Annotated in this window: 21 protein-coding genes; 10 read left to right on the top strand and 11 right to left on the bottom strand. The window is 74.5% G+C overall.

Annotation, left to right across the window (positions count from 1 at the left end; all coding sequences use genetic code 11):
- Positions 1–23: 23 nt before the first annotated feature.
- From ACWGN5_RS24405 to ACWGN5_RS24395, 3 genes are read right to left on the bottom strand one after another with little or no spacing between them, the layout of a single operon-like run.
- Positions 24–677 (bottom strand): RES family NAD+ phosphorylase, encoded by a 654-nt coding sequence (locus ACWGN5_RS24405; RefSeq protein ID WP_453518697.1) that lies wholly within the window; start codon positions 675–677, stop codon positions 24–26.
- Positions 677–1324 (bottom strand): hypothetical protein, encoded by a 648-nt coding sequence (locus ACWGN5_RS24400; RefSeq protein ID WP_453518694.1) that lies wholly within the window; start codon positions 1322–1324, stop codon positions 677–679. The genes ACWGN5_RS24405 and ACWGN5_RS24400 overlap by 1 nt, the downstream gene beginning before the upstream one ends.
- Positions 1321–2622: a hypothetical protein gene (locus tag ACWGN5_RS24395; protein WP_453518692.1), complete on the bottom strand. Its 1302-nt coding sequence runs from the start codon at positions 2620–2622 to the stop codon at positions 1321–1323. Before ACWGN5_RS24395 ends, ACWGN5_RS24400 begins: the two co-directional genes overlap by 4 nt.
- A gap of 281 nt (positions 2623–2903) precedes the next feature.
- Between ACWGN5_RS24395 and ACWGN5_RS24390 the strand changes: the two genes are divergently transcribed.
- Complete coding sequence (locus tag ACWGN5_RS24390; protein WP_453518690.1) at positions 2904–3509, top strand: histidine phosphatase family protein; 606 nt, start codon at positions 2904–2906, stop codon at positions 3507–3509.
- Positions 3506–4453: a tellurite resistance/C4-dicarboxylate transporter family protein gene (locus ACWGN5_RS24385; protein ID WP_453518689.1), complete on the top strand. Its 948-nt coding sequence runs from the start codon at positions 3506–3508 to the stop codon at positions 4451–4453. Before ACWGN5_RS24390 ends, ACWGN5_RS24385 begins: the two co-directional genes overlap by 4 nt.
- Here the strand turns inward: ACWGN5_RS24385 and ACWGN5_RS24380 are convergent.
- Together ACWGN5_RS24380 and ACWGN5_RS24375 are read right to left on the bottom strand one after the other, a co-directional pair.
- Positions 4448–5773, bottom strand: coding sequence for a diacylglycerol/lipid kinase family protein (locus tag ACWGN5_RS24380; RefSeq protein WP_453518686.1), 1326 nt, complete (start codon positions 5771–5773; stop codon positions 4448–4450). The genes ACWGN5_RS24385 and ACWGN5_RS24380 overlap by 6 nt on opposite strands.
- 143 nt (positions 5774–5916) lie before the next feature.
- Entirely contained in the window at positions 5917–6657 is a 741-nt protein-coding gene (locus tag ACWGN5_RS24375) for a class I SAM-dependent methyltransferase (RefSeq protein WP_453518684.1), read from the bottom strand.
- Positions 6658–6902: 245 nt separating this feature from the next.
- Here ACWGN5_RS24375 and ACWGN5_RS24370 point away from each other — a divergent pair, with 245 nt between their 5' ends.
- Together ACWGN5_RS24370 and ACWGN5_RS24365 are read left to right on the top strand one after the other, a co-directional pair.
- Positions 6903–8603, top strand: a complete 1701-nt coding sequence (locus ACWGN5_RS24370; protein WP_453518682.1) for a sigma-70 family RNA polymerase sigma factor — start codon at positions 6903–6905, stop codon at positions 8601–8603.
- 189 nt (positions 8604–8792) lie between these two features.
- A complete protein-coding gene (locus ACWGN5_RS24365) occupies positions 8793–10748 on the top strand; it encodes an amino acid transporter (protein WP_453518680.1) in 1956 nt (651 codons plus the stop codon).
- A gap of 11 nt (positions 10749–10759) precedes the next feature.
- Here ACWGN5_RS24365 and ACWGN5_RS24360 read toward each other — a convergent pair whose 3' ends face one another.
- Both ACWGN5_RS24360 and ACWGN5_RS24355 read right to left on the bottom strand, forming a co-directional pair.
- Positions 10760–11365 carry a TetR/AcrR family transcriptional regulator gene (locus tag ACWGN5_RS24360; protein ID WP_453518678.1) on the bottom strand — a complete coding sequence of 202 codons (606 nt, stop codon included), beginning with the start codon at positions 11363–11365 and terminating at the stop codon, positions 10760–10762.
- Between the two features lie 70 nt (positions 11366–11435).
- Positions 11436–13091 carry a protein kinase domain-containing protein gene (locus ACWGN5_RS24355; protein WP_453518677.1) on the bottom strand — a complete coding sequence of 552 codons (1656 nt, stop codon included), beginning with the start codon at positions 13089–13091 and terminating at the stop codon, positions 11436–11438.
- Between the two features lie 328 nt (positions 13092–13419).
- On the opposite strand from ACWGN5_RS24355, the gene ACWGN5_RS24350 reads away from it, so the two are divergent.
- The gene (locus ACWGN5_RS24350) at positions 13420–14592 is read left to right on the top strand and encodes an agmatine deiminase family protein (protein WP_453518676.1); all 1173 of its coding nucleotides are present in this window, start codon (positions 13420–13422) and stop codon (positions 14590–14592) included.
- Positions 14593–14606: 14 nt separating this feature from the next.
- On the opposite strand, the gene ACWGN5_RS24345 is transcribed toward ACWGN5_RS24350, so the two are convergent.
- Positions 14607–14993 (bottom strand): VOC family protein, encoded by a 387-nt coding sequence (locus tag ACWGN5_RS24345; RefSeq protein WP_453518675.1) that lies wholly within the window; start codon positions 14991–14993, stop codon positions 14607–14609.
- Between the two features lie 144 nt (positions 14994–15137).
- On the opposite strand from ACWGN5_RS24345, the gene ACWGN5_RS24340 reads away from it, so the two are divergent.
- From ACWGN5_RS24340 to ACWGN5_RS24330, 3 genes are read left to right on the top strand one after another with little or no spacing between them, the layout of a single operon-like run.
- Complete coding sequence (locus tag ACWGN5_RS24340) at positions 15138–15773, top strand: ATP-binding cassette domain-containing protein (protein WP_453518674.1); 636 nt, start codon at positions 15138–15140, stop codon at positions 15771–15773.
- Between the two features lie 20 nt (positions 15774–15793).
- Positions 15794–16678: a metal ABC transporter permease gene (locus ACWGN5_RS24335; protein WP_453518671.1), complete on the top strand. Its 885-nt coding sequence runs from the start codon at positions 15794–15796 to the stop codon at positions 16676–16678.
- Positions 16627–17424 (top strand): metal ABC transporter solute-binding protein, Zn/Mn family, encoded by a 798-nt coding sequence (locus ACWGN5_RS24330; RefSeq protein WP_453518668.1) that lies wholly within the window; start codon positions 16627–16629, stop codon positions 17422–17424. Before ACWGN5_RS24335 ends, ACWGN5_RS24330 begins: the two co-directional genes overlap by 52 nt.
- A gap of 95 nt (positions 17425–17519) precedes the next feature.
- On the opposite strand, the gene ACWGN5_RS24325 is transcribed toward ACWGN5_RS24330, so the two are convergent.
- The gene (locus ACWGN5_RS24325) at positions 17520–19511 is read right to left on the bottom strand and encodes a class I adenylate-forming enzyme family protein (RefSeq protein WP_453518665.1); all 1992 of its coding nucleotides are present in this window, start codon (positions 19509–19511) and stop codon (positions 17520–17522) included.
- The gene (locus ACWGN5_RS24320; protein WP_453518662.1) at positions 19508–21289 is read right to left on the bottom strand and encodes a CoA transferase; all 1782 of its coding nucleotides are present in this window, start codon (positions 21287–21289) and stop codon (positions 19508–19510) included. Before ACWGN5_RS24320 ends, ACWGN5_RS24325 begins: the two co-directional genes overlap by 4 nt.
- Positions 21290–21443: 154 nt before the next feature.
- Here ACWGN5_RS24320 and ACWGN5_RS24315 point away from each other — a divergent pair, with 154 nt between their 5' ends.
- A complete protein-coding gene (locus ACWGN5_RS24315) occupies positions 21444–22607 on the top strand; it encodes an acyl-CoA dehydrogenase family protein (protein WP_453518661.1) in 1164 nt (387 codons plus the stop codon).
- Between the two features lie 206 nt (positions 22608–22813).
- A complete protein-coding gene (locus ACWGN5_RS24310) occupies positions 22814–23458 on the top strand; it encodes a hypothetical protein (protein WP_453518660.1) in 645 nt (214 codons plus the stop codon).
- Between the two features lie 106 nt (positions 23459–23564).
- On the opposite strand, the gene ACWGN5_RS24305 is transcribed toward ACWGN5_RS24310, so the two are convergent.
- Positions 23565–23942 carry a nuclear transport factor 2 family protein gene (locus tag ACWGN5_RS24305; RefSeq protein WP_453518659.1) on the bottom strand — a complete coding sequence of 126 codons (378 nt, stop codon included), beginning with the start codon at positions 23940–23942 and terminating at the stop codon, positions 23565–23567.
- Between the last annotated feature and the right edge of the window lie 47 nt (positions 23943–23989).

Genomic DNA, 23989 nt, shown 5'->3' with positions numbered 1-23989 from the left:
CACGTCGTTCTGTCCGTCCGTGGTCAGGCCGAGAGCCGTACGTGGTACGGCTGGAGGACGGAGTCCAGCCACTCCGCGCCCTCGGTCGTGCCGAAGTCCACCGCCTGCTCCGGTTCGCTCCGCACGGCCCCGGGCGGGCAGCGGTCCCCGAAGAGCACGACGGTCCGGTCGGCCGGTTCCCGCTTCGAGGACCAGATGAGGCCCTGCGCCCAGGGGCCGGTGTGGCGCCGGATCCAGTGCGCCCAGTCCCTGGTGTACGCGTAGTCCCGGGCCTCGGTGTGCACGAGCCAGCTGTCCTGGTGCACGGCCGCCAGGTCGCGCGCCGAAACGAGGGGGACGACGTCCACATCGGTGGCGAGCCGGAGCGGGGTGAGTTTCCGGCGGGCCACGCCGACCCGGGGCAGCAGCCGGGGCGCGCCGTTCGGGTCGAACGGCAGGGAGCGGAGCAGCGTCTCGCAGATCGCCGCCTCGGCGCTGAGACCCGCGTACAGGTAGGCGTACGGATCGCAGGACGTGCCGTCGAACCGGCCGCCGCCGTAAAGACAGTGCGAGGGGAGCGGGTTGAAGGCGGCGGCGTCCCGGTGCGCCGCGTGCACGCGGTACAGGACGGTGCCGCGCGCGAGGGTGACCTTGCCCGGGGAGCCGGTCATCTCGGCCGGCGGTCGGTAGTGGGGCACTACTCACCCTCCATCAGGAAACCTGCCAGGTCGGCCAGTTGGTGCTCCAGCGGTCCGCCGAGGAGCTCGGCGGGGGTGGCGCCGAGCCAGGCGTTCGCCGACAGCCACCAGTCCGCGGCACCCCAGGGGTCGCGGTCGGCCTCCAGGAGCCTGTTGACCTCCAGGACGGCCATCCACGGGAGCGTACCCTCGGAGAACTGGAAGCTGGGCAGGCGCAGCACCCCGCCCGAGCCGCGCAGCCTGATCAGCTGGCGTGCGTACGGGTCGCCGCCCCGGCGCAGCACGGCGTCGGCGTCCAGGGCGGGCGCGGAGAGCAGCCGCTCGCGCACCGGCCCGAGGACGGGGCCGACCATGCGGTGTCCGTCGAGCAGCAGGACCGCGAGGTCCTCGGCGTGGAAGCCAAGGTAGGCGTCGTCGAGCACGTCGGCGGCCCACCGGGCCTCGCCCTCGGCGCCGAACTCGTCCGGCAGCCCTTCCCGGAGCACATGGGCCGCGGCCTCCGCCGCCGTCGCCCGCCCCTGCTCGTCCTTCGCGCGCCGCACGGTGGCGAGGTGCTCCGCGAGGCGCTCGCGCCGCGGTCCGTCGAGGCCGTCGGCGACCCGCTCCCAGCGGGCCGCGGCGGCGGCGAGTACGGCGTACGGATTCATGGGGTCCCCCGGTCGTCGGTGATCGGGCCGGATAACAGGTCGGATGTGGGATCGGATGTCGGGCCGGGCGTCGGGGCGGACGCCGGATCGGATGTCGGGGCGGACGCCGGATCGAGTGTCGGGTCGGCGAGCGGCGCGAGGAGACGCTCGATGAGGTCGGCACGGGCATGGGCGCGTACGACGAAGTGGACCTGCCAGGACCGTCCGCGGACGAGTTCCGCCTCCACGGCCGGCCAGAGCGCGCCGAAGCTCTCCAGAGGGGTGAGGCCGCCGCGGCCGGCGCCCAGCAACGGCAGGCACACGGAGGCGAGCGGCGGCGTGTGCCGGGCGGACTCCTCGGCGAGCAGCGTGAAGGCCCGGGCCACGCCGCGCGTGACGTCGGCCGGCTGGACGTCGTAGTCGTTGGTGCCGGGCCGGGGTTGGGCGACGGCCACGTGGTAGACGCGCCGCAGGCCCTGGTCGGCGAGGGCGCCCGCCGAGGTCACGGCGACGGTGCCCGGGAGGGCGGCGCGGCCCGCGATGCCCTGGCGGCGGCTCCAGTCGCGCAGCTCGTCGTCGAGGTGGTCCTCGATGACTCCCCCGGCGTGGTCGAGGCGCGCGCCGGCGCGCCTGAGTGTGGCGGAGACGGAGGACTTGTAGGCGGGCGGGAGGACGAAGTGCGTGTTGGAGGGGGACAGGACGACGTCCACGTCGCGCAGCAGGTCGACCGAGTGGACGTGGATCCGCACGGTCACGGGCGCGGCCCGCCCGGGGAGGCGCAGCCGGAGCGAGCGGTGGACGGGCGCCAGGGGGGCGGCGGCCTCGGGCGGGGGTTCGGTCCGGTCGCTCGGGCCGCCGGGGTGGCTCGGATGGTGCGTACCGCTCGGAAGGCTCGGGCCGCTCGGGCCGCTCGCGTGGCTCAGGTCGTTCGTACCGACGGTTCGGCCCGGCCTCCCCGGACCGCCGGGGAGCGGGTGGCTGACGAGGACGAGGACCTGTTCGGTGATCTGCCCGAGCACCATCAGCTCGTGGTGTTTGCGGAAGCGCTCCACGCTGACGCCGTACACCTGGGCCGCCCGGCGGCGGCGTTCGGAGGCCGGCCAGTCGCGGGTGCCCTGGGCCAGGCCGAGGCTGTACTCGGCGGCCGTCTGCAGGCTTCCGCCGCCGATCCGGGCGACCGCGGTCCGTAACAGGCGCTCGATGGCGGCGACGGTGCCCCGGTCGCCGTCCCCCGCCGGGTTCTCGGACGCGTCCAGGGACAGACGGGCGAGTTCGGGCAGGTGCAGCTCGCGCAGCCGGACGAGGCCTGCTCGCCTCACCTGCCTCACCTCCGCGAGGACCGATCCGTGTTCCACAGGAGGGGAGTGCGCTCGCATGGCGGAAGGATCGCACCACCGCAGCACGCCCACAAGCCTGGCCTCTTCCTTCTCCATTACAGCGAACGCCCTGGTCGGTCCCCGGCCGCTTCCGGGTCGATTCCGGGTCGACACGGGGCGGGCGGGGGTCCGTTGGCGGTGGCGACGGCGGCGGCTCGCGCCGATCATGGTGGTGTGCCGTCTTCGAGGCGAGGGACCGGCGGGAGCGGAAGGAGTTGCGGGCCATGGGTGACCTCCTCCTGATCCGCCACGGTGAGACGGAGTGGAGCGCCGCCGGGCGGCACACCGGCCGTACGGATCTGCCGCTCACGCGGGAGGGCGAGGCGGAGGCGCGGACGCTCGCGCCGTTCTTCGCGGGCCGGTCCTTCGCCTTCGTACGCACGAGTCCGCTGCGGCGGGCCCGGGACACGGCCGAGCTGGCGGGTCTGCGGGACGCGGAGACGGACGAGGACCTGTGCGAGTGGGACTACGGCGGGTACGAGGGGCTGACCACGGCCCGGATCCACGAGACCCGGCCGGACTGGTCGCTGTGGCGGGACGGGGTGCCTCCGCAGCCCGACGGGCGGCCGGGCGAGTCCGCCGGGGACGTGGGGCGGCGGGCCGACCGGGTCCTGGCGCGGGTCGCGCCCCTCCTGGCGGGTTCCGGGGAGGACGGTGTGCTGGTGGCGCACGCGCATCTGCTGCGGGTCCTCACGGCCCGGTATCTGGGCCTGCCGGCGTCCGAAGGGAGGCTGTTCCTCCTGACGACGGCGACGGTCGGCCGGTTGTCGACGGAGCACGGGCTTCCGGTCGTCGCGGGCTGGAACCAGCGTCCCCTCCCCGGCGCGTGACGCGCTCCGGGCCCCGGTGGGCGGCGCTGTCACCGGCGGCCGGAGCCGCGGTCCTGGCGACCGGCATCCTTTCGGTGGGCCTCCATCTGACGGGCTTCGAAGCGGTCTCGGTGGTGGCGTTGTGTGTGGCCGTGGCGCTGTGGCTGCTGCTCGCGTTCGACTTCTCGACGCTGCTCCTCGGCGACCGCCGGCGCTGGGCGAGGACCGCCGACACTCCTGCGGCGCTCACCGCCGTGGCCGCCTCGACGGTGCTCGGCGCCCGCTTCGAACTCCTCGGCCTCACTCCGGTGGCCGTATCGCTGCTGGTCCTGGCCGCGGCGGCCTGGCCGGTCCTGCTGGCGGCCGTGCTCCGGCATCTGCCGCGGCGGGCGCCGGGGGCCGCGTTCCTGATCTGCGTGGCCACCGAGGGCCTCGCGGTCCTGTCCGCTCTGCTCGCCCCGAAGGCCGGCGACTGGCTGGCCGACGCGGCCCTCGCCCTCTTCCTCCTGGGGCTCCTGCTGTACGCGGAGGCGCTGGCCCGCTTCGACGTCCGCGAGGTCGTGAGGGGCGCGGGCGACCACTGGATCGCGGCCGGCGCCCTGGCGATCTCGGTGCTCGCCGCCTCCAAGCTGCTCGCCTCGGGCGCGTGGTCGGGCGGCGCGGAGACGGCGCTGCGGACGACCGCGTTCGCCCTCCTCGGACTCGCCCTGACCTGGTACGCGCTCCTGCTCTACGGCGAGCTCGCCCACCGGCGCCCCGGCTACGACGTCCTCCGCTGGGCGACGGTCTTCCCCCTCGGCATGACGGCGGTGGCGTCCCTGTCGACCGCGACGGCCACAGGGTCGACCTGGCTGGACACCCTGGGCCGCGTCCTCCTGTGGATCGCGGTGGCCGCCTGGCTCACCACCGCATTCGGCCTGACCCGCTCCTTGGCGGGACAGGCCGAGGGCCGCACCCGGTCATGACGCCCGGCGGCCGAAGGCCAGGTCGAAGATGCGGCGCCATCTGACGGGCGGTACGGGGGTGGGGACGCCCGGGCGGTTGCGGGGGACTCGGACGCGGAGGGCGCCGGGGCGGAGGGTGCAGGTGACGGGGGTGGGCAGGCGGAGGGCCTCGCCGTCCACCGCCACCGGGATCTCGGCCGTGTGGGCGGTCACTTCGACGCGGTGGGCCGTCAGGACGGTCAGGGCCGTGGACTGCGAGCCCCGTACGGCCAGGTCGGCGGCCTGGGTCGCGTCCTCGACCCGGATGCCGATGACTCCCAGCTCGCCGTCGTCGAGGGTGGGCCGGCGGCCGCCGCCGCTGAGTTCGTCGGGCGAGACGTAGGGGTTGTTGCTGATCAGCAGGGCCTGTTGGGCGGAGAGCCGCTTGTCGTCGACGCGTGCGTCCAGGCGGCTCACGCCGTCGCCCAGGAGGAGGTCCGGCATGAGGGTGAGTGCCGTGCCCGCCTTGGCGTCGCGGTACTCGGGGTGTTGGACGACGTCGGCGTAGACGCCGAAGGACACCGTGTTGACGAAGGCCCGGCCGTCGACGTCGCCGAGGTCGATCCGGAGTTCCTCGCCGTCGGTCAGCGCGTCGAGGCAGCGGGACGGGTCGGAGCGGTCGAGGCCCAGGTCCATGGCGAGGTGGTTGCGGGTGCCGGCCGAGACGACCAGGAACGGCACGTCGTGCTCGGCGGCGACCGCCGCGACCAGGGCCTGGGTGCCGTCGCCGCCCGCGACGCCCAGGAGGTCCGCGCCCTCGGTCACCGCCTCGCGGGCCAGTTCGGCGACGTCCGCCGGGGCGGCCGGGTCGAGCAGGATCACCCGCGCCCCGAGCTCCTCCGCCCGCTCGACCAGGTGGAAGCGGCCGACCTTGCCTCCCCCGGACTTCGGGTTCATGATCAGGACCGGTTTCCTGGGCGGGGTCGCCGCGACCGCCCGCATCGCCCGTTTCGGGCGCGATCTGCGCAGCGCCGCCCGCGCGCAGGCCAGCGCCGCGCCCCAGCACAGGCACAGGATCAGGGCCGTCAACCACAGTCCTTCGTACGCGAAGAGGACGAGGACGCCGACGGGCGCGGCGATCGCCAGGAGCGCCCCGACGAGGCGGACCGCGCCGCGGTGCGCGACGAACCACCAGATGCCGGCGGCGCAGAGCACCAGGCCGAGGAAGCCCGCCCCCACCACCAGGAGGCCGCCGTCGCCCACCGCGAGCAGGAGGACGACCAGCGAGCCGACGGCCGCGAGCAGGGCCAGCCGCGCGAGGAGCCGTGCGGCGGGACGTGTGTCGGTGTCCGACCCTGTCATGCCGTCCTCCCCTGCCCTGCTCCCGCGAGCGTGCCTCCCGGCCGGGCGGCGCCTGTGCGGCACGCGCCCGGTCCGGAGCACCAGCCTGCCCGCATCCCGCCCCGGGGGCACCCGGGGGCGGGCCGTTCGAGCGGCTGCGGCCGTCAGGCGCGGCAGCGCAGGAGTTCGAACGGCGGGTTGGCGAGACAGTCCGCCCAGAACTCCTCGCCGAACGCGCGGACGCCCGCCTCGGAGATCTCCAGCGGGACCCAGGTCAGGTCGCCGAAGCCCGCCGCGCGCAGGGAGCCCTCGTACACCTCGCGGCGCGGGCAGGCACCGACGAACGAGATCGGCGGGTCGAGCAGCGCGGTGATCCGGACGCGCGGTCCGGTCTCGATCTCCTCGCCGGTCGCCTCGCAGAGGAAGCCGTACTTGGCCAGGGACGGCCCGTCGAAGCGGTAGTCCGGCTTCTGCGCGAGCACGAAGAACTCGGCACCGGGCTTCAGGCTCCGGTGCACGTTGCGGCACATCCGCTCCATGGCGGCGATGTCCGGCGCGTAGTTGAGCAGCTGCACGCCCAGCGCGATGTCGAAGCGCTGTTCGAGGGCGCGCAGCTCGGACACGTCCCCCACCTCGTAGCGCACGCCCAGCGGATCGCTCTCCTCGAACGCCTGCGCCGCGGCGACCATCTCTCCGGAGATGTCGATGCCGAGCACCTCGGAGGCGCCCCGCCGCCTGAACTCCCTGCTGTAGAAACCGGTGCCGGAGGCGAGGTCGAGGACCGACCTGCCCCGTACGTCGCCGACCAGGCCCAGGAAGCTGGGCACCTCCCCGTACTGTGTCAGCGGCAGGGACTTGAAGCCCTCGAACGCCTCACCGATCTCGTCGTACTGCTGCACGCTCATCGCGCGGTCCTCCCCAGTGCTCGGTCATGTGCCTGGTGATCCGTCATGCCCTGGCAGTCTTGCCGGATCATGACGCGAGTTCGTATGGGCAGAAGACACGAAGACCCGGAGATCCTCCTGGTCTGCCGTACGGAAGGGCGCTCTCGCGGAATCGCTCCGCTAGTTTCCGTTATCGAGCCGCCTCCCCGTGATCTCCCACGTGTTGGCCGTCGACGACAGCGGGAACAGGCAGGGTGATTCGGAGCATGGGCGCACAGCACGGTACGGAACTGGTCAGGGCGGCACAGAGCGGAGACCCTCGGGCGCAGGACCGGCTCATCGCCCTCCACCTGCCGCTGGTCTACAACATCGTCGGCCGGGCGATGAACGGTCACCACGACGTCGACGACGTCGTCCAGGAGACGATGCTGCGGGCCCTCGCCGGACTCGGCGACCTGCGCTCCCCGGACAGCTTCCGGTCCTGGCTGGTCGCCATCACCATGAACGGCATCCGCAGCCACTGGCACCGGCAGCAGCAGGCCGGGCTCCCCTCGGGCGGCCTCGACGACGCCCGCGAGATCCCGCAGCCCGGGTCCGACTTCGTGGAGATGGCCGTGGTCCGGCTGAACCTCTCCGGCCAGCGCCGCGAGACCGCCGAGGCGACCCGCTGGCTGGAACCCGACGACCGGGAGCTGCTCTCCCTGTGGTGGCTGGAGTGCGCCGGGGAGCTCAGCCGGCACGAGGTTGCCTCCGCGCTGCAGCTGTCCCCGCAGCACACCGCGGTGCGGGTCCAGCGGATGAAGGAGCGGCTGGAGGGTGCCAGGGTCGTCGTGCGGGCCCTGTCGCAGCACCCGCCCTGCGCCACGCTGCGGTACGAGACCGATGCCTGGGACGGCCGGCCGTCCGCCCTCTGGCGCAAGCGCATAGCCCGGCACGCGCGCGGGTGCGCGCACTGCGCCGGCCTGTGGAGCGGGCTCGTACCGGCCGAGGGGCTGCTCGCCGGACTGCTCCTGGTGCCTCCGGCCGCGCTGCTCCTCGCGGGCGTCCGCGAGCGGGCCGGCCTCGGTTCCGGTCTCGGTTCCGGTTTCGAGACCGTCGCCGCGCCCGCACACCTCGCCGCCCCGTCGCACGGCCCCGGAGCCGCGACCGCGCCCGGCGCGCCCCCGGCCGGCCGCGGCCCCCGCAGCTCCCGCGCCACCCGCCGGCGGCGTCGGCAGCAGCGGCAGCGCGGCCGCAGGCGCCTCATCGTCGCCGCGGGCATAGCCGTGGTGGCGGTCACCGGCGGCGCCTTCACCCTGACCACCGGCCCCGACGAGGGTACGGAGGCCAGGGACACCACCCTCGCCACGCCCGCCGACACCGGACTGCCCGCCGCGCAGGAGCCGAGCGCGACCGCCACGGCCTCGGCCACCCCTTCCCCGTCGGCCACGGCGTCGAAGACCCCCCACAAGACCCCCACTCCCTCGCGCCCCACCCCGACCGCTTCCCGCACCTCGCCGCCCGCACCGCCCCGCCCGACGCGTACGGCCACGTCCGCGCCCGCGCCCACCCGCACCACACAGACGCCCTCCGGTTCCGGTTCTGGTTCCGGTTCCACCGAGCAGCAGGTCATCAGCCTGGTGAACTCGGAACGGGCCAAGGCCGGCTGCGGGCCGCTGACCGAGCACCCCCTGCTGACCAAGGCCGCCCAGGGGCACTCCGACGACATGGCCGCGCGGGACTTCTTCGACCACACCAACCCCGACGGCGACGGCCCCGGCGAGCGCATCACGGCCGCCGGATACACCTGGTCGTCCTACGGCGAGAACATCGCGAAGGGCCAGACCACCGCGGCGCAGGTGATGGATTCCTGGATGAACAGCCCCGGTCACCGGGCGAACATCCTCAACTGCGACTTCAAGGAGATCGGCGTCGGGCTCCACACCTCCGGCGGCCCCTACTGGACCCAGGCCTTCGGCAGCCGCTGACGCCCGCACGGACCTCCGGTGTGACACGTACGACGTCCGACAGGGGGATCTTGACGCTTCCCTGACGCGTGACCCCCGGTCGGCGGCCCTCCGTCTGTTTAGGCTTGCCCGGCCGTCGATCTGATGGCCGAAAGTCGACCGTCAGGTCGACCGCCGATCCGCTCCTCACCGACACCCCAGGGACACCCGATGGCCACCACACAGGACGCCCGCTCCGGACGATTGCGCGCGTGGATGCTGGAGGGCCTCTCCGACATGGGGAAGGGCAAGCCCTCCCGGCCCAAGGAGGCGTCTCCGGACGCCGGGCACCAGGGGCAGCGCTGGTGGCGGGTCATGTGCCTGACCGGTGTCGACTACTTCTCCACCCTCGGCTACCAGCCCGGCATCGCCGCCCTGGCGGCCGGGCTGCTCTCGCCGGTCGCGACGATCGTGCTGGTGATCGTGACCCTGGCGGGCGCGCTGCCCGTGTACCGGCGGGTGGCGGAGGAGAGCCCGCGCGGCGAGGGTTCGATCGCGATGCTGTCGCGGCTGCTTTCCTTCTGGAAGGGCAAGCTCTTCGTCCTCACCCTGCTGGGCTTCGCCGCGACCGACTTCCTCATCACCATCACCCTGTCGGCCGCCGACGCCTCCACCCACCTCGTCGAGAACCCGCATCTGGAGGAGGCACTGCACAACAAGCAGATGATCATCACGCTCGTGCTGATCGCCCTGCTCGGTGCGGTGTTCCTCAAGGGCTTCCTGGAGGCCATCGGCGTCGCGGTCTTCCTCGTCGGCGTCTATCTCGCCCTCAACGTGGTCGTCGTGGCCAGCGGCCTGTGGCACGTGATCACCGAGGGCCATGTCGTCACCGACTGGACCGCCGCCCTGACCGCCGAACACGGAAACGTCTTCGCCATGATCGGCGTCGCCCTGCTGGTCTTCCCCAAGCTCGCCCTCGGCCTGTCCGGCTTCGAGACCGGCGTCGCCGTCATGCCCCACGTCCAGGGCGACCCGGGCGACACCGAGGAGAAGCCCGCCGGCCGCATCCGGGACACGAAGAAGCTGCTGACCACGGCCGCGCTCATCATGAGCGTCTTCCTGATCTGCACCAGCTTCATCACCACCGTCCTCATCCCGGAGAAGGAATTCGAGTCCGGCGGCCAGGCCAACGGCCGCGCGCTGGCCTACCTCGCCCACGAGTACATCGGCAACACCTTCGGCACCATCTACGACATCTCCACCATCGCCATCCTCTGGTTCGCCGGCGCCTCCGCCATGGCGGGCCTGCTCAACCTGATGCCGCGCTACCTGCCCAAGTACGGCATGGCACCCCACTGGGCCCGCGCCGTGCGCCCCATGGTCATCGTCTTCACCCTGGTCGCGTTCCTGGTCACCTGGATCTTCGACGCCGACGTCGACGCCCAGGGCGGCGCCTACGCCACCGGCGTCCTCGTCCTGATCTGCTCGGCCGCCATCGCCGTGACCATCGCCGCCCGCAAGGCCGGCCAGCGCGGCTGGACCATAGGCTTCGGCGCCATCTCCGCCGTCTTCCTCTACACCACCGTCGTCAACGTCATCGAACGCCCCGACGGCGTGAAGATCGGCGCCTGCTTCATCGCCGGCATCATCCTCATCTCGCTCCTCTCCCGGCTCGGCCGCGCCTTCGAGCTCCGCGTCACCCACATCGAGCTCGACGAGATGGCCGAGCGGTTCATCCAGGACATCTCACGCCGCACGCCCCGGTTCATCGCCAACGAACCCGACAACCGGGACATCGCCGAGTACCGCGACAAGATCGAGCAGATCCGCGCCGACAACGACCTGCCCACCACCGAGGACTTCGTCTTCATCGAGGTCACCGTCACCGACCCCTCCGAGTTCGAGGCCGGCCTGACCGTCAAGGGCGAGGTCCTCCACGACCGCTACCGGGTCCTGACCGTCGAGTCCTCCTCCGTCCCCAACGCGCTGGCCGCCCTCCTGCTCCACGCCCGGGACCTGACCGGCGTCCGCCCGCACATCTACTTCGAGTGGACCGAGGGCAACCCCTTCGCCAACTTCTTCCGCTTCTTCCTCCTCGGCCGTGGCGAGGTCGCCCCCACCACCCGCGAGATCCTCCGCGAGGCCGAGTCCGACCGGGAGCGCCGCCCCCGCGTCCACGTCGGCTGAGCCGGGACGTTCTACGGGCGCGGGCCGGGCTCCTCGGCGGGCCCGCCCAGCCGGTCCAGTTCCACCTCGACGGCCTCCCGCATGAGGGTGCGCGCGTGGTCGATCGTCAGGCCGCCGCTCAGCCAGCGCATGCTCAGGCCTTCGAGGAGGGCGGTCAGCCGCTCCGCCGCCGCGGCGAGCTCGGCCGCGGGCGCCATGGGCTGCACCTGGCCCAGGAGCCCGGCCACCTCCTGGACCCACACCAGGGTCGCGCGGGCGAGGTCCTCGCGCAGGACGGGGTCGAAGACGGCGCTCGCCCGCAGCTCGCCCCAGGCCGAGCTGTTCTCCCGCACCACCGGGAGGTCCTGGAGCTCCAGGAGGAGGACCTGGTCGAGTTCCTCGCGCGGGCCGAGGGGCTCGGCGTCGGCGTCCCGCTCGGTGGTGTAGCGCTCGGCGCGGTCGTTGATGAATTCGAGCGTGTGGCGCAGGATCCCGGTGCGGTCCTTGAAGTGGTAGTAGATCAGGCCGGTGGAGACCCCGGCCTCGGCGGCCAGTTCCTCCACGCGCAGCCCTCGGACCCCGCGCCGGGCGATCACCCGGGCGGCCGCTTCAAGGATCTGAGTACTACGAGACGCCATGCCATGAACCCTATCCGGAGCGGCGCACGGAGTGATCGACCACGGCGCCCGCCCGCCGCCCGCCGTCCACTCAGCCGTCCTTGCGGTACTGGCTCAGGACCACGGTGACCGGGCCCTGGCCCGGCGCCCCTTCGACGAGCCGGGCGATGACGAGCCGCCGGGCGTCGGGGCTGCGGACGCAGAAGGGCCGTTCGTCGCCGAGGTCGTCGAGGGGGAGGCTCGTGACGGGTTCCGTCTCGATGCCCCGCTCGCAGTCCTCGGGGCTCAGCACGTATCCGGAGGCGACGAAGGCGTCCGCCTGCTCGGGCAGCACGAAGGCCCCCTTCTCGCGGGTCAGGTACCAGTCGGAGGTCTCGGCGGGGACCACCTTCCCGGCGCCGAGGTCGAACTCGTACGCGTCGTCGGGGGCGGTCAGCTCGACGTCGGCGTATCCCGGCGTGAAGGACGGCGCCCCGGTCCCGTCGAGGTAGTACACGGCCCCGGCCGCCGCCGCGAGCAGGCCGACGGCGACGCCCGCGATCAGGGCCGTACGCCCGCGACGGCGCCGCGACCGGCGCGACGGGGGTTCGCCGGGGGCGCGGTCCTCCCCGGGGCGGGGCTCCGGGACCCGCCGCGTGGGTACGGGGACGGCCACGGCGGCGTGGGTGGGCCGGTCGTGGAGCGAGGGCGACGGCGACGGCGTACGGACGGACTCGGGCGCTCCCCAGCCGGGCTCCCCCTGGCCGGGCGCTCCCCAGCCGGACTCTCCGCGGCCGGGCCCTCCCCAGCCGGGCTCCCGCTGGTCGGCCGTTCCCCAGCCCGGCTCTCCCCGGCCGGCCCCGCCCGACAGCTCCCTCCGTACCGCGCCCGGCAGCCAGCCCTCGGTGAACTCCGGGGCGGGGCCGACGGCCGGGTGCGCGTGGGCGGCGGCGATCAGTTCGTGCGGGGCGGGGCGTTCCTCGGGGCGCTTGGCGAGGCAGCGTTCCAGGAGGGCGTGCAGCTCGACGGGCACGTGCGAGAGGTCGGCCGGCTCGTGGACCACGCGGTACAGCGCGGCCGACTCGGGGCCGGTGCCGAACGGCAGGGCTCCCCCGGCCACGTACGCGGCGAGCGCGCCGAGCGCGAAGACGTCGGTCGCGGGCGTCACGGCGAGGCCGAGGGCCTGCTCGGGCGCCATGTACGCGGCGGTGCCGATCCGCAGGCCGGTGCCGGTGAGCCCGGTGGCGTCGGCGGCCCGGGCGATGCCGAAGTCGATGACGCGCGGGCCGTCCTCGGCGATCAGGACGTTGGCGGGCTTGAGGTCGCGGTGGACGACGCCCGCGCCGTGGATGGCCTGGAGGGCCTCCGCGATCCCGGCGACGAGGAGCAGCACCGTACGGACGGGGAGCGGGCCGTGCCGCTCGACGACCTGCTGGAGGGAGGGGCCGGGGACGTAGGCGGTGGCGAGCCAGGGGACGGGGTCGTCGGCTCCGTGGTCCACCACCTGCGCGGTGAAGAGGCCGTGGATGCGGCTCGCGCTGGCGACCTCGTGGGCGAAGCGCCGCCGGAACTCGGGGTCGGCGGCGAAGTCCTCGCGCACCGCCTTGAGGGCGATGGGCCGCCCGCCCGGGGTGTGGGCGAGGTAGACGACGCCCATGCCGCCGGCGCCGAGCCGGGCCTGGATCCGGTAGCCGCCGATCTCTCGGGGGTCGTCGGGCGTCGGCGGCGCGTGGGCCGGCCGCGGCCCGGGTGGATACGTGGAGGACATGGGCTCGATCGTGCCGTTGACCAAAGTTTCAGTCAATACGAGAGGGACGGATCGGTACGGAAGGGCTGATCAACGGGCCTGTGGACCCCTCCCGCACCCCCTGCGCCGACCGGGCGACACGCCGCCCGCCACACCGTGCGGCCATTTGACTGAAAATCCGGTCAGTGTCAGAGTGGCGTCGACGGCCACCCCCACTCACACCTCCCGCGACGCCCGTCCCCGGGCGTCCGCCACGGTGTGAGGCCAGGCCCGCGATTCCCGCCGCCGCGCGCGTCACGCGATCCGCCCGCCGCCGGACAGTCTCGCCAGCCCATGATCGGAGTACACCGTGTCCCACCGTTCCCCCTCCCGCCGCACCGCCCTGCGGGCCTTCGCCGGAATCGGCGGAGCCCTCGCCCTCGGCGCCACCGCCTGCGGCCCCGAGGAGGCCGCGCAGGGCGGTACCGCCCCCGGCGCGAGCCGTACTCCGGCCTCCCCCGGCGCGGACGGCGAGCGCCGCTTCGGCGCCGAATGGGAGAGCCACACCCGGACCTTCATGTCCTGGCCGGCGCTCGACTCCGTCTGGGGGGAGGAGCTCCCCTATGTACGGGAGGACATCGCCCGCATCGCCCGGGCCGTGTCCGAGTACGAGGCGGTCGTGATGATGGCCCGCCCGGCCCAGCAGGCCGCGGCCCAGAAGGCCTGCGGCTCGCAGGTCGAGGTCATCCCGATGCCCGTCGACGACCTGTGGGCCCGCGACATCGTCCCCGTCTTCGTGGAGGACGACGGCGAGCTCGTCGGCATCGACTTCAACTTCAACGGCTGGGGCAACAAGCAGACGCACGACAACGACGCCCTGGTCGGGCGCAGGCTCCTCGCCAAGTACGGCATCCCCCGCGAGGTGGCGCCGCTCACCGCCGAGGGCGGCTCCTTCGAGACCGACGGCGAGGGCACCCTCCTCGTCACCGAGAGCTCGATCGTCAACAACAACCGCAACCGCGGGAAGACCCGGGACCAGATCGAGGACGAGCTGATCGAGACGCTCGGCGTGGAGAAGGTGGTCTGGCTCGCGGGCGTCCGCGGCCAGGACATCACCGACGCGCACGTCGACAGCCTCGTGCGGTTCACCGCGCCCGGTGTGGTCCTGCTCGACCAGGCCTTCCCCGGCACTCCCCCGGACTCCTGGTCCCGCTCGGCGGACCAGGCCCGCACGGTCCTGGAGAAGGCCACCGACGCCCGCGGCCGGCACTTCGAGATCATCGACCTGCCGCAGCCCGATCTGGACCTGATCACCGGCGAGGGCGACGACTTCGTCTCCACGTACGCCAACTTCTACGTCGCGAACGACTCCGTCTTCATGCCGAAGTTCGGTGACCGGAAGGCCGACGACCGGGCCCGCGGCATCCTCCAGGAGCACTTGCCCAAGCGCGAGGTCGTGCAGGTCCAGATCGACACGATCGCGTCCGGCGGCGGCGGCATCCACTGCTCGACCCACGACCAGCCCGGCAAGCCGGCCGCCTGACCCGGCCGCCGCCCTCAGGGCAGCTGGACGATCTGGATGAGGTTGCCGCAGGTGTCGTCGAGGACGGCGATGGTGACCGGTCCCGCCTCCGTGGGATCCATGGTGAAGCGGACCCCGAGGGCGCGCAGCCGCTCGTACTCGGCGCGGACGTCGTCGACGGCGAACTGGGTGGCCGGGATGCCGTCCGCGACGAGGGCGCGCGCGTACGCCTTGGCGGCCGGGTGCGCGTCGGGCTCCAGGAGCAGCTCGGTGCCGTCGGGGGCCTCCGGCGAGACGACGGTCAGCCACCGGTAGTCGCCGAGCGGGACCTCCGTCTTCTTCACGAAGCCCAGCTTCTCCGTGTAGAAGCTCAGGGCCTTGTCCTGGTCGTCGACGAAGACGCTGGTCACGTGGATCCGCATGGTGTTCTCCTCGGGGGACTCGACGGGTTCGCGGCCACGTAACCACCTGCCCGCCGACGCGCGGGAACCCGACACGCCCCGCGTACGACTCCTCCAGGACCGACGGCCCCGGTGGAGGGCGCGCGGGCGGGACGGGACGGGTGGATGGGCGGACTGGACGTACGGATGCGCGGGGTCTCCTGCCGGCACGGCCGCAGCGAGACCGTCGTCGGCGTCGACCTGGAGATCGCCGCCGGCGAGCGCGTCGCACTGACCGGCACGAACGGCTCCGGCAAGACGACCCTGCTGCGAGCCGTTCTCGGGCTGCACCGGCAGGTGACCGGCACCGTCGAGGTCGGCGGCCGCGAGGCCCGCTCGGCCGCCGGGTGGGCGTGGCGGCGGCGGGCCTGCACCTGGATTCCGCAGAAGCCCGCCGCCGGCCGGTTCCCGCTGCTCGGCGAGGAACTCCTCGCCGGCGGCTCCGACCCGGCGGCGGCCGCGGAGGCGGCGGAGCGGCTCGGCGTGGGAGGGCTCGCGCGCCGGTCCCTGCACACGCTGTCCGGCGGGCAGTTGCAGCGCATGTACGTGGCGCGGGCGGTCGGCGCCGTGGCCGCCGGGGCGGGCGTGCTGCTCGCCGACGAGCCGACCGCCGCGCTCGACTTCGAGGGCCAGGAGGAGGCCGCCGACCTGCTCACAGCCCTCCCCGTCACGCTGGTGGTGGTGACGCACGACCGGGCCCTCGCCGAACGCTGCGACCGGGTCCTGGAGATGGCGGCCGGACGGCTCCGGGAGGTCCGGTGAGTGCGGCGCACCTGGGTACCGTGCCCCCCGTACCCCTCGCAGCGGCCGATCTCGGCACCCTGCTCCAGCTGGTCCCCGTGCAGCGGGCCGGGCTCGCGCTGCTCGTGGCGGCGATCGCGCTGCCGGTCGTGGGCGTCGTCATCGTCGGGCTCGACATCATGCCGGTGCGGTTCGCGATGATGCACGTCGCCCTGCTCGGGATCGCGGTCGGTCTGGTCACCGGGATCGACCCGATGGTCTGCGCCCTGCTCGCCTGCGCCCTCTCGGGCGCCGGGATCGCTCCCCTGGCCCGTACGCCCGGCGGACTGTCCGGCGCCATGGGCCTGTTGATGAGCCTGGCCATCGCTGCGGCGCTCCTTGTGCTCGCCGTGTCCGGCGTCAACGCCTCAGGTGCCTTCGCCCTGTTGTGGGGCTCCATCCTGTCCGTCGGCACCCCGGACCTCGTCGTCCTCGGTGTGCTCGCCGTCGCCGTACCGGGACTGTTCTGGTGGCGGCGGCGCGAGATCGGTCTGCTGCTGTACGACCGGGAGCTCGCCGAGTGCTCGGGAGTGCCGGTACGGACCCTGACGACGGTCCTCCTCGTCCTGGTCGCCGTCGCGGTCGCCGGCGCCATCAAACTCACCGGGGCGCTGCTCGTCGACGCCCTGACCCTGCTTCCCGCGCTGGCCGCGCGCCGGCTCGGCGGCTCGCTGAGGTCGATCACCCTGTGGGCGATCGGGATCGGGGTGGTCGTCAACCTGACCGGCTTCCTCGTGGCCCTCCGGCTCGACTGGCCACCGGGGCCGGTCCTCGTCCTGACGGCGGGGGCGGTCGTCCTCGCCGTACATCTCGTTCCCGAACGGAGAAACCGCTCATGGCGCGCACCCGCGTCCGTATCGCTTCCCTCGGCCCGCTCCTCGCACTGAGCGCGGCACTGCTCCTCACCGCGGGCTGCGGCGACGGTCCCCGCGTGGAGGAGGGGAAGAGGAACGCCGGCCCCTCGGTCGTCGTGACGACGACCTGGGAGGGGGCGTTCGCCAAGGCCGCGGGCGCGAAGGACGTCACGGTCATCGTCCCGCAGTCGGTCCACCACGCGCCCGACTACGACCCGAAGCCCTCCGACCTCGCGGCCGTGGCCGGGGCGGACTTCGTGCTGTACGCGCCCTTCGAGCCGTACGCCGCGAAGATCAAGGAGGCGGCTGGGTCGAAGGCGAAGCTGGTGGAGGTGAACCTCGACAACGACGCCGACAAGGTACGGGCCGAAGTGACGCGGCTCGCCGGGCTGTTCGGCACCGGGGACGCGGCGGCGAAGTGGCGGACCGGCTTCGACAGCGAGTACGCGCGGCTCAACAAGGAGCTGAAGTCGGCCTGGCCGGGCGGCCGGAGCCCCGTCGTCGTCACCCAGGTCTTCACCGGCTGGTCGGCGAAGCTCGCGGGCGTGACGCCGGTCGGCACGTACGGGCCGGAGGCCGTCACCCCGGCACGGCTCGCCGAACTGTCGGCAAAGAAACCGCAGTTCGTCCTCGACAACGCGCACATGTCGACCGGTACCGTCCTGCCGGACTCCGGCGCCGAGCAGGTGGAGATCGTCAACTACCCGGACGAGAGCCTCGATCTGGTCGAGGTGTACCGGGGTGCGGCCGCCGAGCTGAAGAAGGCCATGGGCTCGTAAGGGCGGCGGATGCGGTGACGGCAGGGCCTGGTGGCCGAGGCCACGGGTGCGGTGACGGAGGGGCCCGGTGGCCGAGGCCATCGGGCCCCTCCGCGTCAGGCCGCCCCTCGCGAGGCCACCGCCGGATCCGGCTCGCCGACACGGCGGGCGAGAGCCGCGCGATCGGGCTTGCCCGCCGCCGTCAGGGGCAGTTCGGCGACGACGAGCAGCCGCTCGGGATGCTTGCGCGGTTCGAGGCCGAGGCCGGCCAGGAAGCCGCCGAGGGAGTCGAGGGTGGGCGTCGTGTCCCCCTTGGGTACGACACAGGCGGCGAGGCGCTCGCCCATCAGCGGGTCGGGGACCCCGACGCAGACCACGTCCCGTATCCCGGGGTGGCCGGCGAGGGCGCGCTCCACCTCGGCGGGGCTGATGTTGGCGCCGCCCCGGATGACGACGTCCTTGAGGCGTCCGACGACGTGCAGGATCCCGTCGGCGTCGAGGAGGCCGAGGTCACCGGTCCGCACCCAGCCGTCCTCGGTGCGGTGGCGGGCGTCGAGTTCGGGCGCGCCCACGTAGCAGAGCGGGGTCATGGGGCCGCGGGAGAGGATCTCGCCGACGGCGCCGTCCGGGAGTCGGCGGTGGGTGTCGGGGTCGGCGATGCGGATGTCGGTGACCCGCGGGTCGGGCCGACCCGCGACGACGCCCGAACCGTCGGCGGGCGGCAGCGCCTCGCCGAGGCCCGTGTGGCAGTTGACGCCGTCGGCGGAGCCGTAGAGGTTGACCACCGCGCAGCCGAAGGCCTTCGCCGCCGCCTCCGCCGTCCCCGCGTCGAGCGGCGCGCCGCCGAGGACCAGGGCGGTCGGGGCGGGCAGCGGCTCCGTACCGCCGCCCTCCCGCTCCCTGTCCAGGTGCTCCAGCATCATGCGGACCATCGTCGGGACGCCGAGGACGTGCGTCGGCTCGTGCGCGCGGATCGCGGCGAGCGCCGCCTCCGGGGTGAAGTGGTCGAGCAGGACGAGGGTCCCGCCGTGCCGGGCGAGCGTCACGGCGGTGCCGTTGGAGCCGAACGCCGACGCCAGCGGCACGAGGAACAGGCAGCGCGGCGGTCTGCCGTCGGGGATCAGGGAGGCCAGGAAGTTGCCGCGGCCGCCGGCCAGGGCGTTGTGCGAGTACGCGACCATCTTCGGCTCCGCCTCGGAGCCGGAGGAGACGAGGATCCGGGCGGCGGACTCGGGGTCGGGCCGGGCGGGCGCGAACCCGGTGGCGTCGGTGCGCGCCAGCCGGGCCAGCGGCACCGTGCCCTCGGGCGCCGGGCCCGGTCCTGCGGCGACGACGTGCCGGAGCGCGGGCAGCGCGGGCAGGAGGGCGTGCAGTTCGGCGGCGGGGTGGGCGCCGCGGTGGGCGGTGGCGGCGATGACGGCGACGGCCCGGGAACGCCGGAGCAGGCTCTCGGCCTCCCGTACGCCGCGCCCCACCGGGAACGGCAGCGCGACGGCGCCGAGGGCGGCGAGCGCCAGGTCGGCGACGACGGCGTCGCGGTGGTTGGGTAGTTGGACGCCGACCACGTCGCCCGGCCGGATGCCGAGCTCCTTGAGCCCGGCGGCCAGACAGCGGGCTCTGCGGTCGAGGGCGGTGTAGCAGAACGCGCCTTTGGCGTCGAGGACCGCCGTACGGTGCGGATCGGCGATCCGGCGCGCCCGGAACAGCCCGTACAGGTCGAGGTCGGGACAACTGCCGTCGGCCGCCCAGGAACGCCGGAGGGCGGGGGGAAGGAGGTCGCGGAGCGGGAGGGGCGCGGGCGGCTGGTCGGCGGCGGAGCCCCGCGGCGACGGCCGGTCGGGCGTCGGAGGCTCGGTCGGGGTGGTGGGCTGCGGCGTCGGAGGCTCGGTCGGGGTGGTCGGCTGCGGCAACGGCCGGTCGGGCGTCGGAGGCTCGGTCGCGGTGGTGGGCTGCGGCGTCGGAGGCTCGGCCGGGGCGGAGTCCCGCGGCGACGGCCGGTCGGGCGTCGGAGGCTCGGTCGCGGGGGTGGGCCGCGGCGACGGCCGGTCGGACACCGGCGGTACGGCAGGGGTGGTGGGCTGCGGTGTGGTCCGGTCGTCGGCGGTCATGCGAGGCTCCAGGGGTCGGGGACTGCGGGGGCGCCGTGCGCGTCGCGGCCGATCGGGCCGGTGAGGCGCGGGTCGTGGTGCAGGTCGTTCAGGTCGGTGGTGACCCGGGTCGCGGCCAGTCCGTGGCGGGCCAGCTGGTCGACGGCCTCCCGGGTGGAGAGCTCCCGCAGGTCGTACGCGGCGGCCGCGGGCGCGCACGCGTCGGTGGCCGCGACCCAGCCGTCGGCGGTCCGCAGCGGGTGCCGGAACCCGGCCGGGCGCCGGGGGTCGCGCCCCCGCCCGGCCCGGTCGAGCGCGGGCCCGGTCAGGGTGTCGGCGGCGCCGAGGAGCGAGGAGTCGACGCGGACGCCGTGCCCGGTGCGTTCGCGGAGCAGGAGCCCGGCGAGGACGGCCTCGGCGCCGAGGAGCCCGCCGAGGACGTCGAGGAGCGTCATCAGGGACGGCGCGGGCGGCTCCCCCGCGGGGCGTACGGCCTCACCGGTGCCGGTGCGGGCCTGGACCATGAAGTCCGTTCCCATGGGGGCGTCGTCGATCCGGTCGGCCCAGCCGCTGGTGTACGCGTGGACGAGCGCCGGGTTGACGGCGGCCAGGTCGTCGGAGTCGAGGCCGAGGGCCGCCGCCTTGCCGGGCGCCCAGTTGTGCAGGAACACGTCGGCGCCGGCGGCGAGTTCCCGCAGCCGGTCGCGGTCCCGGGGGGACTTGATGTCGATCTCGACGGCCTTCTTGCCCCGGTTGAGGGCCAGCCAGCGGGCCGAGACACCGGAGCAGGCGGGCGGCATCCCGCGCAGCGGATCGCCGCCGGGCGGCTCGATCCGGATCACGTCGGCACCGAGCAGCCCGAGGAGGTGCGCGGCGAGCGGCGCCTGGATCCGTCGCCCCGCCTCCAGGACGGTGAGCCCGGCGAGGGGTCGGCCGGGAGGCACGGCCGGGGGCGTGGACGTCGGCGCCGCCTCCAGCACCCGCAGCTCCCAGGGGTCCGCGCCGACGTCCCCCTCCCGGGCGCGCTCGGCGAGCGTGCGCAGGGCGCAGACCTCCGCGCCCGAGAGCGCGGCCGCGCGCCGGATGCGCTCCATCGGGTGGGCCCGGGTCACGGCGTGCAGGGTGGCGGGGAAGGGCGCGCAGGCGGTGGCGTAGCGGAACTGGAAGGGCCGCCAGCCGCTCCGTATCGCCTCGGCGGGGGCGTCTAGGGCCCGCCAGAACGCGGCCCAGGCGCCCGGGTCGAGCGTCTCCAGCTCGAACAGGATCCCGTCGGCGGAGGTGAAGGGCGGTCCGCCCGGGGCGAGTTCGGCGGCCTCCGGCTCGTCGGCTCCGGCGGCGGCGACGTACTGGGAGACGACGAGGAGGCCGGCCCGGTCGGCGCCGGTGGTCGTGGTGCCGCCCGGCCGGCCGCCGCGCGCCTGGCCGATGAGCTCCGCGAGCAGGCCCTGCACGGTGAGGACTCCGGTGGCGGTGGCGAGGTAGTCGGCGGCGAGTCCGCGCGGGGCTCCGTCGCGCCGGCCGTGGACGGCCATCACGCCCGTCGCCGCCTGGGCGGTGGCCTCGTCGACGAGTCCGGAGCCGGGCGGGCCCCAGGCCGCGCGGGCCGTGGCGGGGGCGAAGCCGTCGCCGGTGAGGACGGTGCGCGCGTCGCCGCCGTCCGAGGCGCCCGTGGGCCGGGGCCGGGCGCCGAGCCGTCCGAGGTGGTCGGTCACGACCCGGGTCAGCGGCGGGGGGCCCGTCACGTGGAAGGCCAGTGTGTCGAGCGGCCGGACGGTCTGCGGGGTCGCTGGGGACGTCATGCCTCTCCTCTCCTCGCGCGGCGGTGGCCGGCGCTGGGGTCCGTACGGAAACGGGGAACCGGCGGGCCGGGCGGCCCGACCCCTTCCCCGGGCAGACAGTCGGACGGGTGTTCTGCCGAGTTCCCGGAGCGGGGAAGAGCGGAGAAGGGACGTCATGATCGACGACGGGTTGCGCGCACGGGTCGCGGAGTTCGTACGGGAGCGGGTGATCCCGTACGAGCCGGAACTCGACGCGGGCGGTCCCGGTGCCCGGGCGGTACGGGACCGGCTGCGGGCCGAGGCGCGCGAACGGGGCCTGTGGGCGCTGCCGTTGCCCGGGGAACTGGGCGGCGGAGGCCTGCCGCTCGCCGCGTACGCCCCGGTGGCGGAGGCCGAGGGCGCCAGCGACCACGGGCCGGCCGCGCTCGGCTCGGCACCCCTGCTCGACGTGACGATGCTGGCGCGGCACGGCTCGCGGACCGTGCGCGAGGAGGTCCTGGACCGCCTCGTCTCCGGGGAGCTGCGGGCGTGTTACGCGATGACGGAGCCGGACACGCCGGGGAGCGAGCCCGTCCTGACCGCCACCCGGGCCGCGCGGCGGCCGGACGGCGGCTGGACCGTGACGGGGCGGAAGTGGTTCGTCTCCGGCGCGGCCGACGCCGACCTGGTGACGGTCCTGGCGCGGACGGACGGCGCCCCCGGCGACCGGGACGGTCTGTCGCTGCTGCTCGTGCCGACGTCCGCGCCCGGGTTCCGGGTGGTGCGCGAACTGCCCGTGCTGGGGGCCGGCGGGCAGTACGAGATCGCCTTCGACGGTGTCGCCGTCCCCGCCGGGCACCTCGTCGGCGAAGCGGGACGGGCCCTCGCCGTCGCCGGTGAACGCCTCCAACTGGGGCGGACCCTGCGGGCCCTGCGCTGGATCGGCCAGGCGCAGCGCGCCTTCGACCTGATGTGCGCGCGGGCCGGCGCGCGCCGGGGGGTACGGGGTGAGCTGGCTGCCCAGCCCCTGGTCCAGCAGCACGTGTTCGAGGCCCTCCTCGCCCTCCGGACCACCCGCCCCCTCGTGTACGAGGCGATGGACCGGATCGCCTCGGGACGCGACGCGCACGTGGAGGCGGGCCTCGCGAAGACCGCCGCGGCCCGCACCCTCCAGGAGGTGGCGGACCGCGCGATCCAGGTCCACGGGGCGGCGGGCCTCGGCCCGGACACCGGCCTCCCCGCCCTCCTGCGCACCGGCCGCACGGCCCGCATACTCGACGGCCCGGACGAACTCCACGTCACCTCGGTCGCCCGCCGCGTCCTGCGCGCCTACGCACCGGACACGACGGCGCCGGCCTAGGGCCCTTCCGGAAATCGGTGGATCCCCCGGCCGCCGGCCGGGCACAATCCCCCGTCGGCCGGGGCGAGGGGGAGCTTGTTTGGACGTGTTCGTGTGTGCCGGGTGCGGCACCGTGCTGACGGCGCCGGTGTCCCGGGTCGCCGTCCCCGTCCACACCCGCCGGGCCGCCGCCCGCCTGGGAGGACCTGGAGCGTGCCGGGCACCGCGTGCCGCCCGTCGAGCCGGACGGCTCGTGGAGCCGCCGCTGGCAGGCGGCGGTGGGGGTCGCACTGGCCCACCTGGTGACAGCCACCGAAGGCCATCCGGCGACCCTCCCGGCGGGCCCGGTCACGGAACTGCTCGGCCACGCCGTCGGCATGTACCTCCCTGCCGGGCCGGGGGCCCGGTCCGTAGGACTGCCCGGCCAGGAGGCCCGGTCCCTCGAACTGCCCGGCCAGGAGGCCCGGTCCCTCGAACTGCCCGGCCAGGAGGCCCGGTCCCTCGAACTGGCCGGCCAGGGGGCCCGGTCCGTCGGAGCGGCCGGCTCGGAGGCCCGCTCCGTAGAACTGCCCGGCCCCGGCACCCGATCCGTCGGACTCGCCAGTCCTGAGGCCCGGTCCGTCGGGCTCGCCGGCCCCGGGATCCCCGCGCCCCGGCCGCGCCCCGACGTCCTCCTCGTCCGCCGTCACCCCCTCACGGGCGCGTCCTGGCGCCCGCCCGGCGACGAGAGGGCCGTCGTGCCGCTGGACAGCGGGGTCTGGGCGTACCTCGCCCACCGGGCGAGACCTCGCCGCTGCCCGCGACCGGGGTGCTCCCGGAGGGCGTCCTGCGCGACGACTACCCCCTGCCGCCGCACCCCTGGTGCCCCCTGACGCCCCACCACCGTGCCTTCGAGGACACCCTGGCCGGACTACTGCCCGCCGGCCACACGGCCCGGAGCGCTGGGGCCCCGTCCGTGTAAGCGGATCGACCTGCGGCTCAGGCCGCGGATGGCTCGATCTCGCCCGCGAAGACGATGACCTGGTCGATGAGGCTCCGCCGCAGGTGGACGACGTCCGTTCCCGCCAGGCGGGGGCCTCCGTCCGGCGTGGTGAAGACCCACTGGTACCGGGCCCACTCGTCGGGCATGTCCACCGCCGAGCAGCGCACCATAGTGCCGGTCCCCGCCGGGTGGCGCCGGATGTCCCGCACGAAACGCTCGACCGCCTCGATTCCTTCGCTGCGGCCCAACGGCCCCCAGAAGACCACGTCCGAGGTCAGGGCCTGGGAGAGCAGGGCAGTCACGTAGCTGTCGTCGGAGGCGTTGAACGCGGAGATGAACGTGTCGATCGCGGAGCGTGCCGTCTCTTCCTGCATCCCCCAGTAATACCAGCCGTCGCGCGTGCGCCGGCCCCGCAAGCTGC

Source organism: Streptomyces sp. NPDC055815, from assembly GCF_053616475.1.
Note: the sequence above shows the minus strand (reverse complement) of the source record. Positions and strands in the feature narration are given on the sequence as shown.

Excerpts from the sequence above, each read along its gene's own strand:
- ACWGN5_RS24400 (WP_453518694.1), bottom strand. The coding sequence starts at position 1,324 with ATGAATCCGTACGCCGTACTCGCCGCCGCCGCGGCCCGCTGGGAGCGG.
- ACWGN5_RS24390 (WP_453518690.1), top strand. The coding sequence starts at position 2,904 with ATGGGTGACCTCCTCCTGATCCGCCACGGTGAGACGGAGTGGAGCGCC.
- ACWGN5_RS24380 (WP_453518686.1), bottom strand. The coding sequence starts at position 5,773 with ATGACAGGGTCGGACACCGACACACGTCCCGCCGCACGGCTCCTCGCG.
- ACWGN5_RS24375 (WP_453518684.1), bottom strand. The coding sequence starts at position 6,657 with ATGAGCGTGCAGCAGTACGACGAGATCGGTGAGGCGTTCGAGGGCTTC.
- ACWGN5_RS24370 (WP_453518682.1), top strand. The coding sequence starts at position 6,903 with ATGGGCGCACAGCACGGTACGGAACTGGTCAGGGCGGCACAGAGCGGA.
- ACWGN5_RS24365 (WP_453518680.1), top strand. The coding sequence starts at position 8,793 with ATGGCCACCACACAGGACGCCCGCTCCGGACGATTGCGCGCGTGGATG.
- ACWGN5_RS24360 (WP_453518678.1), bottom strand. The coding sequence starts at position 11,365 with ATGGCGTCTCGTAGTACTCAGATCCTTGAAGCGGCCGCCCGGGTGATC.
- ACWGN5_RS24355 (WP_453518677.1), bottom strand. The coding sequence starts at position 13,091 with ATGTCCTCCACGTATCCACCCGGGCCGCGGCCGGCCCACGCGCCGCCG.
- ACWGN5_RS24345 (WP_453518675.1), bottom strand. The coding sequence starts at position 14,993 with ATGCGGATCCACGTGACCAGCGTCTTCGTCGACGACCAGGACAAGGCC.
- ACWGN5_RS24340 (WP_453518674.1), top strand. The coding sequence starts at position 15,138 with ATGGGCGGACTGGACGTACGGATGCGCGGGGTCTCCTGCCGGCACGGC.
- ACWGN5_RS24330 (WP_453518668.1), top strand. The coding sequence starts at position 16,627 with ATGGCGCGCACCCGCGTCCGTATCGCTTCCCTCGGCCCGCTCCTCGCA.
- ACWGN5_RS24325 (WP_453518665.1), bottom strand. The coding sequence starts at position 19,511 with ATGACCGCCGACGACCGGACCACACCGCAGCCCACCACCCCTGCCGTA.
- ACWGN5_RS24320 (WP_453518662.1), bottom strand. The coding sequence starts at position 21,289 with ATGACGTCCCCAGCGACCCCGCAGACCGTCCGGCCGCTCGACACACTG.
- ACWGN5_RS24315 (WP_453518661.1), top strand. The coding sequence starts at position 21,444 with ATGATCGACGACGGGTTGCGCGCACGGGTCGCGGAGTTCGTACGGGAG.
- ACWGN5_RS24305 (WP_453518659.1), bottom strand. The coding sequence starts at position 23,942 with ATGCAGGAAGAGACGGCACGCTCCGCGATCGACACGTTCATCTCCGCG.